This is a genomic window from Mesorhizobium abyssinicae, from assembly GCF_049887195.1.
Taxonomy (GTDB): Bacteria; Pseudomonadota; Alphaproteobacteria; order Rhizobiales; family Rhizobiaceae; genus Mesorhizobium; species Mesorhizobium abyssinicae.
On sequence record NZ_JARAKC010000004.1, the window covers coordinates 59,251 to 74,358 of the forward strand.

Genomic DNA, 15,108 nt, shown 5'->3' on the forward strand with positions numbered 1-15,108 from the left:
AGGAATATGATCGCAATTCCCTCTTGTTACGAAAAGCTAATACACGGGCTTGTGGGGGCCGGAAGTGCTGATCAGAGACATTGCGAATTCAACGCCGGCTGCAAGGGACGTTCAGTCGACCGCCTCGCAGGCGCCGTCGGCGGAATCCCGGCGCATCATGAATGATGTCGAGGCGGCCAGGAACACCGCGAAGTCGGCCCTGAACAATGACCGCTTCCGCGTCATGCTGGAGCAGATCAGCGATCCCCGCGCATCGGGCGCCTTGATGAGCATGGGCAGCGACGCAGGCAGCGCCACCGATTTCAACACGGCGCTGTCGCGCTACGCCGAAAACAGCGAATAATCGAAACGGCGACCGATCAAACGGTCAGGCGCGGCCGCGACGGCGTTCGCGGCGGGCCTCGCTGGTCTCGGCGGTGTTTGCGGTAGCCACCTTGTTGCGCATCGGGCCGATGCGCTCGACGATCGTCTCGATGGTCGGCCGGCTCGATTTGGTGTGCGCGTCGAGCGCCTTGCGCATGGCGGCAAGATGCTGGAACGAGGTGCCGCAGCAGCCGCCGACGATCCTGGCGCCGGCATCGACGGCGAGCCGGACATAGTCGGCCATCAGTTCCGGCGTGCCGGAATAGTGGATCTCGGTGCCGCGGAATTCCGGAATGCCGCAATTGCCCTTGACGATCACCGTCGCCTCCGGCCTGGCCTCGGTCATGTCGAGCAGCGAGGCAAGGATGTCGGACGCGCCGACCCCGCAATTGGCGCCGACGCCGAGCGGATCTTGCGACAGCCCGTCGACGACGCCGTGGATGTCCTTGGGCAGCAGGCCCATCATGGTGCGGCCGGCGGTGTCGAAAGAGCCGGTATAGGTGTAGGGCAGTCCGACGCGGATCGCGGCTTCGGCGGCGGCGCGGATCTCGTCCGGCGCCGACATGGTCTCGATCCACGCGACTTCGGCGCCGCCCGCCTTGAGGCCTTCGATCTGCTCGGCGAAGGCGTCGACCGCCTCGTCATAGGTCATGGCGCCGAGCGGCACCAGCAATTCGCCGGTCGGGCCGACCGAGCCGGCGACGATCACCTTGCGGCCGGACTTGTCGGCCACCGCGCGCGCGATCTCGGCGGCGCGCTTGTTCAGCGCATGCACGCGATCCTGCGCATGATGCAGCTTCAGCCGGTGGCGGGTGCCGCCGAAGGAGTTGGTCAGGATGATGTCGGCGCCGGCGTCGACGAAGTTCTGGTGCAGGCTGGCGATGGTGTCGGGCGCGGTCTCGTTCAGCAGTTCCGGCGCCTCGCCGGCCTCCAGGCCCATGGCGAACAGATTGGTGCCGGTAGCGCCATCGGCGAGCAGCACGCCCTTTTCGGCAAGCAGTGCCTCGATCGGATTGGTCATGATGACATACGCCTTACGGAGTTCTTTGTTGAGATAAGGATATAAAGAACTCTTTATATGTCGTCAATCTCAAAGCCGGTCCTCAGCCGTCAAAATCGCATCTCGGCCAGCCTTTGCGCGAAGCTCGCCGCCTCATGCGCGTTGATGTCGGCAGCGCGGATCAGATTGTCGAAATGGCTGGTCAGCGTGCGGATCGGCTGGGGGGCGTTGAGCACCAGATACATGTCGCCGACATAGATCGCGGCGCGGTAGGGTCCGAAGATGGTGTAGGGGATCGAATAGCGCATGCGCCCGTCATAGAGATAGAGGCGAAACGTCGGATAGAGGTCGTCGAGCAGCGTTGCCATGTGCAGGAGCTGCTGGCGGCGGTCGGCCTCGGGAAAGCGATCCCAGACACCCAGCCCGCGCGCGAAGATCTCCAGCGTGTGGCGCGGCATGCAGACCTCCATGTCGGTCTCCGGGCGCCTGGTGTAGTCGATGCGGTACTGCGTCTCGCCCGCCTGGGCCTCGCGGCTCTTGTTGGTGATGTTCGCCTCGTAGTCGACCAGCGCCTCGGTGCGCAGCAGGTCGGGAATGCCGGCCGGCACGTAGCGGATTTTCGTTCCAGCCGCTTCGGAGTGCCATTTGGCGAGCAGCGTGCGGTCGAAGCCGTCGGGCGCCTCCTCGATCTCCAGGCTCTCGCGGATTTCGCCGGTGACGCCTTCGTCATGGCTGAGGCCCAGCAGCCAGTCGAGCGACACTTTGAACTCGGCAGCAATGTTGAGCAGCGTCTCGGCGCGGGGCAGTCGGGTCGACGTCCCGGAGAGCAGTTGCGAGAGCGCCGAACGGTCGATGCCGACCGCTGTCGCGAAGGCCGACTGGTTCAGGTCCGAGCGTGTCAAGAGCAATTTCAAACGGTCCCGGAAGAGGGTCGACAGATCGCGCTTGTCCATGACGCTGCTCCTGCTTCGGAGAGGAAAAATTTGCGCCGTAGCCGCATTGAACGTGGCTCAGGCGGAAATGAATCCGCTGTTTGTTTACAATGTATAACATATGCGGCTGAAAATGCGCACTCGCAACATTTTGTGCGCTTTGTCGCGTTGCGGCAACGACAGGCTCCTGACACAATGTTGTCAGGAATCAAGGTGGTTCCGGCGACTGGAGGGCAGTGGTCGATCGCATGGCAAGCATGACTAAGAGACGTGGCAGTGCAGCGGCTATCGAATGGCCGACCGTGTTCCTCGCATTTTTTTGCTACGGCGCCTGGCTTGCCACCGGCTTCCTTCTCTGGCCATCCTATCCAATACTGGCGCTCGCCGTCCTGGCCCTGACCGCCGCACTGCAATCGTCGCTTATGCACGAAGTGCTGCATGGCCACCCGACACGCAACGCGCGGATCAATGAAGCCTTCGTCTTCCTGCCGATCGGCATGGTATGGCCATTCCGCCGCTTCAAGACGATACATCTTCGCCACCATGCCGACGAGCGGCTGACCGATCCGCTCGACGATCCGGAGAGCTACTACCAGGCGCTCTGGATGCATGAGGAATTGCCGCCGGCAATGAAACTCCTGCTGAAGATCAACAACACGATGGTCGGCCGCCTCATCCTCGGTCCGTGGCTGTCGTCGATCGGCTTCTTCATCGACGACGCCAAGCAGATCGCAGCCGGCGACAAGGCGATCCGCAAGGCATGGCTGCAGCACGCCGCCGGCCTTGCCATAGTGGTGCCGATCGTGACGTACGGCTTCGGCATTCCGCTGTGGCTCTACATTCTGGTGCCGGTTTGGCTCGGCCAGTCGATGATTTCGATCCGCACCTATGCCGAGCATCAGTGGTCTGAACATCCGGAAGGGCGCACGGTGATCATTGAGCGCTCGCCGCTGTCCTTCCTGTTCCTCAACAACAATTTGCATTTCGTTCATCACAAGAGCCCGACGGTTGCCTGGTACCGGCTGCCGAAGCTGTTCCGCGACCGCCGCGAGGAATGGCTGCGGATGAACAACGGCTATGCCTATCCGAACTATTTCGCGCTGCTCAAGGCGCATGCCTTCAAGGCCAAGGAGCCGATCGTCCATCCGGTGCTGCGGCGCGCGCCGGAGCCGGGTCGGGCATTCAAGCCGCGTGTCCGGGCGCGCAGCATCAATGGCCTTGGCAGCGCCCCGGTTCCGGCCGAGCCGCCAAAGGAATGATCCCGGCATAGCCGCCACGCGTCATCTATGCTGCGGGCGGCTCGCGTCCGCGATCTTGTCAGTTTTCCAGAACGGCGGTCAAATCCAGGCATGAGCGAATTCGTTGCGGCCTTGCCGATGTATGACTGGCCCGAGGCGAGGGGCGAGGTCGACGCGCAATGGGCGCGGCTGCGCGAAGCCATCAGGGGCAAGGGCGTCGACGCGCCGGAGACGCTCGTCCGCGTTAATGGCGACCTGCCGCCGGTGCCCGGCGGCATCCGCGACGCAGCCGGCAAGGTCATCGCGCCCGATCCGGCGACGCTGCCGGCGGGCGAGCTCGATTTCCACGGGCTCTGGCTGCATCCGGCACTGCTGTTCGGGCAGACCTGCTGGGGACCGATGGAACTGGGGCTCGCGAGCCACGTCCAGGTGATCGGCCAGCCGAGCTACGATGCCGTCGAGGGCGGGCAGGGCGAGCTCTATTCCAGCGCCATTGTCATGCCGGCCGATGGCGGGCAGTCCGTCGCATCGCCGGCCGATGGCAGCGCCTCGATCCCGCTCGATCTCATCCGCGGCAAGCGCTTCGCCTTCAACAATCCGGACTCCATGTCCGGCCTGCTCGGGCTGACGCGCGACCTGGAGGCGATGGGCGAAAGCCTCGACATTTTTGCTTCGCAGATACAGAGCGGCGGCCACCGTTCATCGATTGTCGCCATTGCCGAGGGCAGGGCCGATGTCGCGGCGATCGACTGCGAGAGCTGGGCGCTGGCCAAACGCTTCGAGCCGGCGGCAAGGCACGTGAAGGTCGTCGGCTGGACGAGACGGCGCAAGGGCCTGCCGTTCATCACCGCCCGCGCCACGCCGCTAGAGACGGTAGCGGCGTTGCGCGAAGCGATCGCGGGCCTCGAGTGACTCAGCCAAGCAACCGCTCGTCGAGCGGATAGCTCGAGAGCTGCTGGTTGCCGGTCTCGGTGATGAGGATCTGCTCCTCGATCTTGACGCCCTCGCGTCCGCCCAGCCGGCCGATATAGCTTTCGACGCACAGCACCATGCCGGCTTCGAGCACGCCGTCCGGCGTATCCTCGGTCCAGTCGCTGGCATGCGGCAGCGTCGGATATTCGTCCGCCAGGCCGACGCCGTGGTAGAGCACGCCGTAGCGGGTCGGGAAACAGTCGCCGGGCGGCACCGCGGCGCGCTTGACAAGCTCGCGAAAGGAGATGCCCGGGCGCATCAGTTCGGTGTTGTGGGCGATCTGGTCGGCGGCGATGCGGAAAAGATCGCGCTGCTCGTTCGAGGGTTTGCCGTCGCCGCAGAGCCAGGTGCGCGAGAGGTCGGCGCAGAAGCCATACGGGCCGATCAGGTCGGTGTCGAAAGCGACGAGATCGCCGGCCTCGATGACGCGCGACGAGCATTCCTGGAACCAGGGATTGGTGCGCGGACCGGAAGACAGCAGCCTGGTCTCGATCCATTCGCCGCCGCGCGCGATGTTGCCGCGATGCAGCTCCGCCCACAGCTCGTTTTCGGAAATGCCTGGCTCCAGCGCCCGTTCCATCTCGCCCATCGCCGCCTCGCAGGCGACGATCGAACGGCGCATGGCGAGGATCTCGTCCGGCGATTTGATCAGCCGCGCGCTCTCCATCACCGCCTCGCCATTGCCGATGCTGACGCCAAGGCGGGCAAGCTCCTCGGCGCCCTCCGGGTTGATGTGGTCGACGGCGATGCGGCGGTTGCCGCCGCCATGTTGCGCCACCAGATCGGCGATGCCTGCGGCCCAGCGGCGGACCTTCAACGGCGTCAGCTCGCCGCTGTAGAGATACATCCACGACACCGAAGGTCGCACCTCGTCGACGACGCCGGAATGATCGGACAGGTGCTCGCAGGAAAAATAGTCGAACAGCACTACCGGTCCGTCGGCGGCGACGAAGCAATGGCGGGTCGGATTGTGCGCGACCCAGAGCTGCATATTGGTCGAGTCGGTGGCGTAGCGGATGTTGACGGGGTCGTAGAGCAGGGCGCCGGCATAGCCGCGGCGCTTCAATTCGGAGCGGATGCGGTCGAGCCGGTATTTGCGCATGGCGGCAAGGTCGGGAGCGGCGATGCCGGCCGCCTGCCATTCGGCCTCGGCCTGCGCGCCGTAGCCCAGCACATGCTGGTTGAGCGAAGCCGCCTTGTGGCGGGAGGCTTCACGCAGCGCTTCAACGGAGCCGGCCGCTTCCGGTTCGAACGGCATGATCTTGCGATGGCGGCCGAAGCGTTGTGTCTCCATGCGATCCCTCCCGAAGCGCGCTACGGCGCCGTGATCCTGTGAAGTCTGGCTATCGTGAGCTGGCGGGTCGCAGGGGTGCCGCCGAGCAACTGAGGTACCTCAACCTGCCGATGGATGGTGTCCATCGCGTAGCCGGCCTTGGCGATCCTGTCGAAAATGATCGAATTCGGCTCGCCGTCGTCAGCCGCCAGGACAAGCACGGCTGGTTCGCGGATCGACGCGGCAAAATCGGGTATCTCGTCGTCGAGCACGACGAGATCGGAATCGACAAGACGCAAATTGCCGGCCCAGAACCAGCTGGATATCACCGTGCGCACCGGCCCTTCGGACATGAGCTGGCCGTACAGCGAATGATAGTCCATCCGCACGATGCGCCCGCGGCTGTCTCCGCCGTACACCTGCATGTACCAGCTTACCGGCAGCACCAGGATGGCGAGGACGGCGCCGGCGAAGACAATCGTGGCTTGCGTCTTCCTGCCCCTGTCGCCCATGGCATCCAGACGCATGGCAAGGGCAGCGGGCAGCAGAACGAAAACCGGAAGCATCCAACGATCGCGAAATTGCGTCACGCCGCCCGCCAGCACCACCACCAGCGTAATCAGCAGAGCAAAAGCAATCGCACGCCAGAGCAGCTTTTCGGGCCAGGGCCAAGGCTCTGACGATGGCGCGGGTCTGCTGATTGCCACCAAGAGCGCAACGGCGAAGACGGCGATCGGAAGCCCGGCGAAGTTGAGTATCGCCTTGCCCAAGCCGAACACGCCGAGCGATGCCGTCGCCGCCGCGCTGCCACCCTCGGCAACGCCGAAGCCGTCGCTATGCAACAGCAAGTCTTCGAGATGCGCGAGGCTCCAGTGGAATGTCGGGAGACAGGCAAGGATGGCCACCACCACGCTGATCGGGAAGCGGCGGTCGAAGATCGCCGCGCGGGTTTCGCGCAGCGACAGCGCCGCCAGGAGCAGCGCGGCGAGAAAGATGACATTGTTGTATTTCGACAGCATCGCCGCGGCCGTTGCCAGGCCGAACAGCACATAGGCGGCGAGGGATCGCCGTTTCAGCAGCTCGACCAGCGCCAGGAACAGCACCGACGAAAAGCAGAATATGGCGACCGAGTGGGTGAGGGCATGCTGCATTTCCCAGATGATCTGTGGAAACAGAAGCAGGCCGAACATGGCGGCAGCGGCAGCGCGATTCGAGAAGCCGAGCCGGCGCACCGCGGTGAAGTATGCCGCGAGCCCTCCGCCCAGCAGACCGTATTTCACGATCTTGAGGGCGAGGATGCTGGTTCCGACCAACGAGGCCGTCAGGTGGGCAAGCCACGTATAGAGCGGTGGCTGCGAGCTGCCGTAGCCAGCCGCCAGGACCCGCATCACCATCAATTGCTCGGATTCATCGACGCCGACGCCCGTGCCTGCCCAGTGCGACGACAGCGTCATCACCACGACCTGGACAAGGCAGTATGTGACGGCAAAGGCGAGCGCGGCGTTGAATGGACCGGCCTTGTCGTCGCAAAGCCAGTCGGTCCATTTCTCTAGATTCTGCAAGGACGTCGTTTTCCCATCGCGGCCGGTCGAACCGTGCTTGGTCGAAACGCCAACTACACGATCCGGCACGCGCTGTCGCCCTTTTACGTGCGCATCTTCTCACCGCTCGGGTCGAAGGGCGGCTCGACATTGATGCGGGCCGGACGGCGGTGGCCGAGGATCTCGATCTCAAACAGGCCGGCGCTTTCGTCCTCGGCCAACGCCGCCGGCACATAGCCCTGCGCCATCGACTTTTGGACGTAGTGCCCATAGCCGCCCGAAGTGACCCAGCCGACCACGCGCCAGTCGCCATCGGCGATGCCGCGCACTGCGGAGGCGCCTTCGGCAGCCTTCGAACCGCGCACTTCCTTGCCCGTGGTGTCGAAGCGCGGCGCGCCATAGCCATGCGGCTTTTCCACCGTGCCGTAGTCCTTGCTGACCTTGGCCCAGATCGGCTCGTCGCCCATCACGTCGGCGTCGGCCGCATCGACGATGAAGGAGACGCGGCGCAGCTTCGGGCCTTCGGCGTGCTCCTTGGCGGATGCCTCACGGCCGATGAAGTCGTTCTTCTCCAGCTTGATGAAGCGGTCCATCGAGCCCTCGAACGGACCGTAGATCGGGCGCAATTCGCGGAACCAGGTCGGGAAATTCTTTTCCAGGCGCATCGACAGAAGCGCGCGCATGCCGAAGTCGACCAGGCCGAATTCCTCGCCGGCTTCCTTGATCGCCTTATAGACGAGGCGCTGATAGGCGGGCGCCATCCAGATCTCGTAGCCAAGATCGCCGGTATAGGTGATGCGGTTGACCATGCAGGGCGCGCCGCCGACCGCCATCTCGCGGAAATCCATGAAGCGGAAGGCCTTGGTCGAGACATCGACATCGACCAGCTTCTGCAGCAGGTCGCGGGATTTCGGCCCGGCGATCGACAGGCCGACCAGCGTCTGGTCGAAACGGTGGATGCGCACCGAACCGTCCTTCGGCAGGTGTTTCTCGAACCAGCGCATGTGGTATTTCTGCGCGGCGGACGAGCCCCAGATCATGAACCGGTCCTCGCCCGACTTGGCGATGGTGAAGTCGCCGATCAGCTTGCCGAACTCGTTGACCATCGGGGTCAGCACGATGCGGCCAACCTTCGGCATGCGGTTGGTCATCAGCCGGTTGAGGAATTCCTCGGCTGCTGGTCCGGAGACTTCGTATTTGGCGAAGTTGGCGATCTCGGTGACGCCGACCTTCTCGCGCGTGGCGCGCACCTCCTCGCCGATCGGGCCGAAATCGTTGGAGCGGTGGAAGGAGACGATGTCCTTCGGTTCGGTGCCCTTCGGTGCGAACCATAGCGGGGTCTCCAGACCCCACGAGTCGCCCATGACCGCGTTGTTGGCGAGCATGGTGTCGTAGAGCGGCGTCGTCTGCGCCGGGCGAGCGGCCGGCAGTTCCTCGTTGGGGAAGCGGATCGAGAAGCGGCGCGAATAGTTCTCGCGCACCTTGGCGTTGGTGTAGCGCAGGCCGGCCCATTCGCCGAAGCGGGCTACATCCATGCCCCAGACGTCGAAGCCGGGATCGCCATGCACCATCCAGTTGGACAGTGCGAGGCCGACGCCGCCGCCTTGGCTGAAGCCGGCCATGACGGCGCAGGCGCACCAGAAATTGGTCAGGCCCTGCACCGGGCCGACCAGCGGATTGCCGTCGAGCGCGAAGGTGAAGGGGCCGTTGATGATCTGCTTGATGCCGGCCTTCTCGATGCCGGGGAAATGTTTGAAGCCGATCTCCAGCGACGGCGCGATACGGTCGATGTCGGGCTGCAGGAGCTCATGGCCGAAATCCCAGGGCGTGTTGACCGGCGACCACGGCTTGCAGGCCTTTTCATAGGTGCCGAGCAGGATGCCGTTGCGCTCCTGACGGGTGTAGATCTCGCCCTTGAAATCGAGCACGCCGATCATCTCGCGGCCGGTCGACTTGTTGAATTCCTCGACCTCCGGCATCGGCTCGGTGAGCAGGTACATATGCTCCATCGCCAGCACCGGCAGCTCGACGCCGACCATGCGCCCGATCTCGCGAGCCCACAGGCCGCCACAGTTGACGACATGCTCGGCGTGAACCGTGCCCTGCTCGGTAACGACGTTCCAGGTGCCGTCCGGCTGCTGCGTCAGGTCGACGACGCGGTTGCGCAGCACGATCTCAGCGCCGAGCTTTTTCGCCGCCTTGGAATAGGCAATGGTGGTGCCGGAGGGGTCGAGATGGCCTTCGACCGGATCCCACATAGCGCCGACGAAATTCTTCTCGTCCATCAGCGGGAACATCGCCTTGGCTTCCGACGGCGTGATCAGCTCGGTGTCCATGCCGAGATAGCGGCCCTTGGCGTGGGCAAGGCGCAGAAAGTCCATGCGCTCCGGCGTGTCGGCCATCATCACGCCGCCGGTGAGATGCAGCGAGCACGACTGGCCGGAAATCTCCTCGATCTCCTTATAGAGCTGCACCGTATAGGCCTGCAGCTTGGCGACGTTGGGGTCGCCGTTCAGCGTGTGGAAGCCGCCCGCGGCATGCCAGGAGGAGCCCGAGGTCAATTCCGAACGCTCGATGAGCATAATGTCGGTCCAGCCGGCCTTGGCCAGATGGTAGAGCACCGAGCAGCCGACGACGCCGCCGCCAATGACAACCGCTTTGACATGAGATTTCATACAGATAGGTCCGTGTTTGAAGAGATTGAATCAGGTTTCGGCGCGCCGCCAGACATCGACCGGCGCACCGGTTGGCGCGCAGAAAATCAAAAATCGGTCGGGGCGCCGCCTTCGGCGCGGCGTTTCTCGACGAAGTCGTTCAGTTCTTCGCGGATCGCCGGGTCCATATAGGGTTCTTCGTAGGACGCCAGCCGCTCCTTCCAGACCCGGTTGGCCTTTTCGAGCGCCGTTGGCGAACCGGCTTCCGTCCAGCTTTCGAAATTGCGCCAGTCGGAAAGGACAGGCGAATAGAAGGCGGTCTTGTAGCGGTCCTGGGTGTGCTGGGTGCCGAAGAAATGGCCGCCGGGGCCGACCGACTGGATGGCGTCGAAGCCGAGCGCGTCCTCCGACAGGTCGAGCGGGGTCAGGAACTCGGCCACCATTTGCAACAGGTCGATGTCGAGGATGGTCTTCTCGTAGGAGCAGCGCAGGCCGCCCTCGAGCCAGCCGGCCCCGTGCATCATCAGATTGCCGCCGCCCTGGATGGCGCCCCACAGTGAGAAGACGCTCTCATACGCCGCCTGCGCATCGACCGTGTTGGCGGCGCAGGTGTTGGAGGTGCGGTAGGGGATGTTGTAGCGCCGCGCGAGCTGGCCGCCGACGAGCTGCGCTTTCATGTATTCGGGCGTGCCGAAGGCCGGCGCGCCGGATTTCATGTCGACATTGGAGGTGAAGCCGCCATAGCCGACGGGCGCGCCCTTCTTCACCATCTGCGCAAAGGCGATGCCGGACAGCGCCTCGGCGTTCTGCTGCACCAGCGCGCCGGCGATGGTGACAGGGGCCATGGCGCCCGAGAGCGTGAACGGCGTGACGATGACGACCTGGCCCTTGCTCGACATCTGGATGATGCCTTCCATCATCGGCACGTCAAGCTTGAGCGGCGAGTTGGTGTTGATGATGGTGAAGACCGACGGCTGCTCGAGCAGTTGCTCATGGCTGATGCCGCGCGCGATGCGGGTGATCTCGATGCCGTCGACATTGCGCTCCTTGCCGAGCGAATAGATGTGGAACACCTTGTCGGTCAGCATGGCGAGGTCGCGGATGCATTCCAGGTGCCGGACCGAGGGGTGGATGTCGATCGGCTCGACCGGATAGCCACCGGTGCAGTTGAGGATGTTGTGCATCTGCGCCAGGCGCAGGAAGTTGCGATAGTCGGCCTGGTTGCCCGGACGGCGGCCACGGTCGAGGTCGGAGCAGTTGGGCGCCGAGGCCATCATCGAGAGGATGACGTTGTTGCCGCCGAAGCGCAGATTGTGCGCCGGGTTGCGGGCATGCAGCGTGAATTCCGGCGGGCAGTGCGAGATCAGTTCGAGGATCAGGTCGCTGTCGAAGCGCACCCGCTCGCTGCCGTCGCGCACGTCGGCGCCATGCGCCTTCATGATGCGGCGGGCTTCGTCATGCAGCACGTCGACGCCGATCTCCTTCAACACCCGCAGCGAGGCGAGGTGGATCGATTCCAATTCGTCATCCGAGACCAGCCTGGTCGGCGCGAGCGGATTCTTCAGCTGCCGGAACGGCGGCTGCTCGAACGCCGCCGAGCCACCGGCGCGCTTGCCCGCGCGGCCGCCGCGGCGGGCGCGATCGGTTGCCAGTGCCGGTTCGGCGGGGTGAAGGGCAGCGGTCATGAAAAGCCTCATGGGATGCGAAGGTCGGCGGCATAATGGACCGCCGCCAATGCCGCCGGTGAGGAGGCGGCGACCACTAGGGCGAGGGAAGCGACATGACGGAGCGCCAACCGAGAGCCCGGCGTTTCGCAACGTGAAGCCTGTTACAGTTCCGTCTTTTACTTCTGCTATACTTATGCGCCGAGCATCTTGAGGGGGGTGGCGATGCCTGATGTCATCAAAGTGCGTGCGGCGACCAACAACGAGGTCGCGTTCCTGGCTTGGGATATTGACGGGATGATCCCGGGCTGCCTCGGCTTCGAGATCGTCCGCCTCTATCCCGACACCGGCGAGGAGCGTTGCCTGGCGGCATGGGTGCCGTTCAAAGGGCAACGCAATCCACGCTGGATTCCGCAGGACACCGGCGTGTGGCCGGTGCAGAAGACCTTCTGGCGCGACCTCACGGTGCGCCGGCGCCGCGACAGCCTCACGATCCGGCCGGAAGGCGAGATGATCGCCTATCGGGTGCGCCCGGTCGGCGACATGAAGCTGGGCCTCGAGCCGGTGCCGGTGCGTCCGGAGCAGGTGGTCGACGGCCAACCCGCCTATACCGGCGCGGCCCGGCCGCTCGGCTATCTCGGCCAGGGCGCCGTCAGCCCGCCGATCTTCCTGGGGCAGATGTTCGGCAAGGCGCGGGTCGCCTTCACCAACGGTGTCTTGTCGACGCAATGGATGTCGCACGCGCTGGCGGAAGCCGGCATCAAGGTCGGACAGCGCGACAAGATCAGGGCCGAACTGCAGAACCCGGCGAGCAAGATACGCGCCTATCTGCAAGGCGATGTGCCCAAGGTTTTGACCAGCCTGATGGAGCGGGCCAAGGACCAAGGTGGCTCCGTCAGGCTTGCGCTCTACGAGCTTGGCGACGACGAATTGAGCGACGCGATCGTAGCCGCCAAGGATGTCGTCGAGGTCATCCTTTCCAATTCGGGCAAAGACGAGCAGACAAAGGCCTGGGACTTCGGCAACGCGCCGTTCCGGAAGCGGCTGCGCGATGCCGGCGTCGTGGTGACGGACCGCCTGTTCAACAACAACCATATCGGCCACAACAAGTTCGCGGTCTACCGCGATGCCCACGGCAAGCCGCAGGCAGTGATGACCGGCAGCACCAACTGGACCTCGACCGGCATTTGCGGGCAGTCCAACAACGCCTTCGTCCGCGACGACCCGGCGATGGCAGAAGTGTTCAACGCCTATTGGGAGCGCATGAAGGCCGACGTCTTCCCGCCGCCGGCGAGCGAAAGCGCCGCCGGCCATGTGGCGCAAAAGCAGGGCGTGCCGTTTCGCAAGGAAAACCACATTTCGAACCCGCTGAACGGCGCCAGCGCAGCGCTGGACGGCATGACGGTGTGGTTTTCGCCGAACGATCCCGAGCGCAGCAAGAAGGACATTTCGGTGCGCCCGGTCGACCTCGAGGACGTCTTCGCCCGGATCAGGGCGGCGAAGCGCGCGGTGCTGTTCCTCGTGTTCAATCCGTCGCGGCTCGGCGAGAACTCGATCGTCGACCAGGCGGTCGCGGCGGCGAATGCGGATCCGAAGCTGATCGTGCAGGGCGCGATCAGCGACGAGACCGCGATGCCCAACTATGTCGCCCCAACCAGGGATCCGGTGACCCACAAGTCGAACAAGGACGGCAAGTCGCCCTTCGTCTATCCGGAGAAGGTCTGGGAGGCGCCGAACGTCTCGATCGTCAGGGCGGCGAACCTGACCGGCGCCACGATCGCCCGCGATTTCCAGGCGGAGGTGCTGACCGTCGGGCACGCCATCGTGCACGACAAGATCGTCATCATCGATCCGATGGAGGACAATGCCACCGTCATCACCGGCAGCCACAACCTCGGCTACAAGGCGTCCTACGAGAATGACGAGAACCTGGTCATCGTCGAAGGCGACAAGACCTTTGCCGCGGCTTATGCGGTGCACATGCTCGACGTCTTCGACCACTACAAATTCCGCGCATGGCGCCGGACGATCGGGAAGGGGCCGTCGGCTGACGACGGGATTTCCATCGACGACAAGTGGCTGAAACCCTATGCCGACGGCAAGAAGGGGGCGATCGCCCGCTACTTCCCGTAGTCTGCGTGGCCCTGAGGCGCGATGGCCGTTGGCGCAAGCGGATTTCGCCCCCGGCCCTTCCTTTTCCCGTGTCGAGCCGCTAGCCGGGTCGCATGCCACCTGAGGGTGGCGATGCAGACGGATGGCGCAATGGCGGCGGCGAGCGATAGCGAGGCGGGAACGCAATGGGCGGCACTGGCCGGCGTCACCACGGCGCTGGCCATGTTCGGCGCAGCGCAGGGGCTGAGCTATCCGCTGTTCACCTTGCTGATGCAGCGGCAGGGCCTGTCGCCGGCGCTGATCGGCCTCTCCGCGGCGATGATGCCGGTCGGCCTGCTGCTGTCGGCGTCGTTCGTGCCGGCCGCCGTGCGCTTGGTCGGCGCGCGCAATCTCGCCGTCGGCTGCTCGCTGATCGGCGCGCTCTGCTTCCTGGGCATCGGCTATCTGCAGAACTGGATCGCCTGGTACGCGCTGCGCTTCCTCGTCGGCGTGGTCATCAATCCGCTCTATGTGCTTGGCGAGGTCTGGGCGCTGTCGCTGGCGGCGCCGTTGCGCCGCGGCAGGGTGATGGGCGTGTTCAACGCGCTGATGGGCGCCGGCTACGCCGCCGGGCCGCTGATCCTGATCACCCTCGGCGCGTCCGGCTGGCCCCCGTTCATCGCCGCCATAGCGGGCTTTTGCCTGTGCGCGCTGATCCTGCGCGCCGTCTCCTCGCAACTCGCCGGCTTCGAGGATGACGGCCAGGCTTCCGGCGGCATCGCCGGGTTCGCCAGGCTGGCGCCGGCGCTGCTGCTGGCGGTGCTGGTTTCGGCGGCCGTGCAGCAGAGCACCTATTCGCTGATTCCTGTCTTCGGCACCGGCTACGGCCTGCCGGAGGCGAAGCTCGCCGCGCTGGTGACGGCGCTGTCGGCCGGCAACATCCTGCTGCAAATCCAGCTCGGGCTGATGGCCGAGCGCTTCGGCGGCCGTGCGATGATCGTCTTTTGCGCGCTGGCGACCGGCGCCTGCGCGCTGTCGCTGCCGCTGCTGATCACGACGCCGCTGGTCTGGCCGGTGCTGGTGGTGATGGGCGCGGTCGGTTACGGCGTCTACACGATGGCGCTGGTCGAGCTAGGCAGCCGTTTCAAGGGGAGCCCGCTGGTGGCCGGCAACGCCGCCTTCGCACTGATGTGGGGCGCCGGCGGCATTGTCGGCCCGCCCGGCGCCGGTGCGCTGATGCAGGCGGTCGGCCCACTCGGCCTGCCGGCGGTGATCGTCGGGCTCGATGCGCTGCTGGTGGCCTTCGCGCTCTACAGGTCGGCCAGCCGCCGAAGTTCCTGACAGGGTTTGGCTGGAGCAAGCGGTTTTCGCGGGTAAGGG

At 64.9% G+C, this 15,108-nt stretch carries 11 protein-coding genes; 5 read left to right on the forward strand and 6 right to left on the reverse strand.

Going from position 1 to position 15,108, the window contains the following annotated elements; translation table 11 throughout:
• Nucleotides 1-157: 157 nt before the first annotated feature.
• Nucleotides 158-343, forward strand: a complete 186-nt coding sequence (locus PU724_RS10690) for a hypothetical protein (RefSeq protein WP_245493432.1) — start codon at nt 158-160, stop codon at nt 341-343.
• Between the two features lie 24 nt (nt 344-367).
• Here PU724_RS10690 and bmt read toward each other — a convergent pair whose 3' ends face one another.
• The gene (gene bmt / locus PU724_RS10695; protein WP_354422406.1) at nt 368-1,384 is read right to left on the reverse strand and encodes a betaine--homocysteine S-methyltransferase; all 1,017 of its coding nucleotides are present in this window, start codon (nt 1,382-1,384) and stop codon (nt 368-370) included.
• 89 nt (nt 1,385-1,473) lie between these two features.
• Nucleotides 1,474-2,316 (reverse strand): helix-turn-helix domain-containing protein, encoded by an 843-nt coding sequence (locus PU724_RS10700; RefSeq protein WP_292171551.1) that lies wholly within the window; start codon nt 2,314-2,316, stop codon nt 1,474-1,476.
• Between the two features lie 227 nt (nt 2,317-2,543).
• Between PU724_RS10700 and PU724_RS10705 the strand changes: the two genes are divergently transcribed.
• Nucleotides 2,544-3,554, forward strand: coding sequence for a fatty acid desaturase (locus PU724_RS10705; protein WP_354422404.1), 1,011 nt, complete (start codon nt 2,544-2,546; stop codon nt 3,552-3,554).
• 90 nt (nt 3,555-3,644) lie between these two features.
• The gene (locus PU724_RS10710; RefSeq protein ID WP_354422402.1) at nt 3,645-4,445 is read left to right on the forward strand and encodes a phosphate/phosphite/phosphonate ABC transporter substrate-binding protein; all 801 of its coding nucleotides are present in this window, start codon (nt 3,645-3,647) and stop codon (nt 4,443-4,445) included.
• Nucleotide 4,446: 1 nt separating this feature from the next.
• Here the strand turns inward: PU724_RS10710 and PU724_RS10715 are convergent, their stop codons facing one another.
• From PU724_RS10715 to PU724_RS10730, 4 genes are all read right to left on the reverse strand, one after another.
• Entirely contained in the window at nt 4,447-5,799 is a 1,353-nt protein-coding gene (locus tag PU724_RS10715; protein ID WP_354422400.1) for a M24 family metallopeptidase, read from the reverse strand.
• Between the two features lie 20 nt (nt 5,800-5,819).
• On the reverse strand, nt 5,820-7,232 hold the full coding sequence (locus PU724_RS10720; RefSeq protein ID WP_426213204.1) for an ArnT family glycosyltransferase: 1,413 nt from the start codon (nt 7,230-7,232) through the stop codon (nt 5,820-5,822).
• Nucleotides 7,233-7,423: 191 nt separating this feature from the next.
• Complete coding sequence (locus PU724_RS10725; protein ID WP_354422396.1) at nt 7,424-9,994, reverse strand: GcvT family protein; 2,571 nt, start codon at nt 9,992-9,994, stop codon at nt 7,424-7,426.
• Nucleotides 9,995-10,080: 86 nt separating this feature from the next.
• On the reverse strand, nt 10,081-11,658 hold the full coding sequence (locus PU724_RS10730) for a trimethylamine methyltransferase family protein (RefSeq protein WP_128346961.1): 1,578 nt from the start codon (nt 11,656-11,658) through the stop codon (nt 10,081-10,083).
• 204 nt (nt 11,659-11,862) lie between these two features.
• On the opposite strand from PU724_RS10730, the gene PU724_RS10735 reads away from it, so the two are divergent.
• Nucleotides 11,863-13,770: a phospholipase D-like domain-containing protein gene (locus tag PU724_RS10735; protein ID WP_354422394.1), complete on the forward strand. Its 1,908-nt coding sequence runs from the start codon at nt 11,863-11,865 to the stop codon at nt 13,768-13,770.
• Nucleotides 13,771-13,881: 111 nt separating this feature from the next.
• A complete protein-coding gene (locus PU724_RS10740) occupies nt 13,882-15,069 on the forward strand; it encodes an MFS transporter (RefSeq protein WP_354422392.1) in 1,188 nt (395 codons plus the stop codon).
• Nucleotides 15,070-15,108 lie beyond the last annotated feature (39 nt).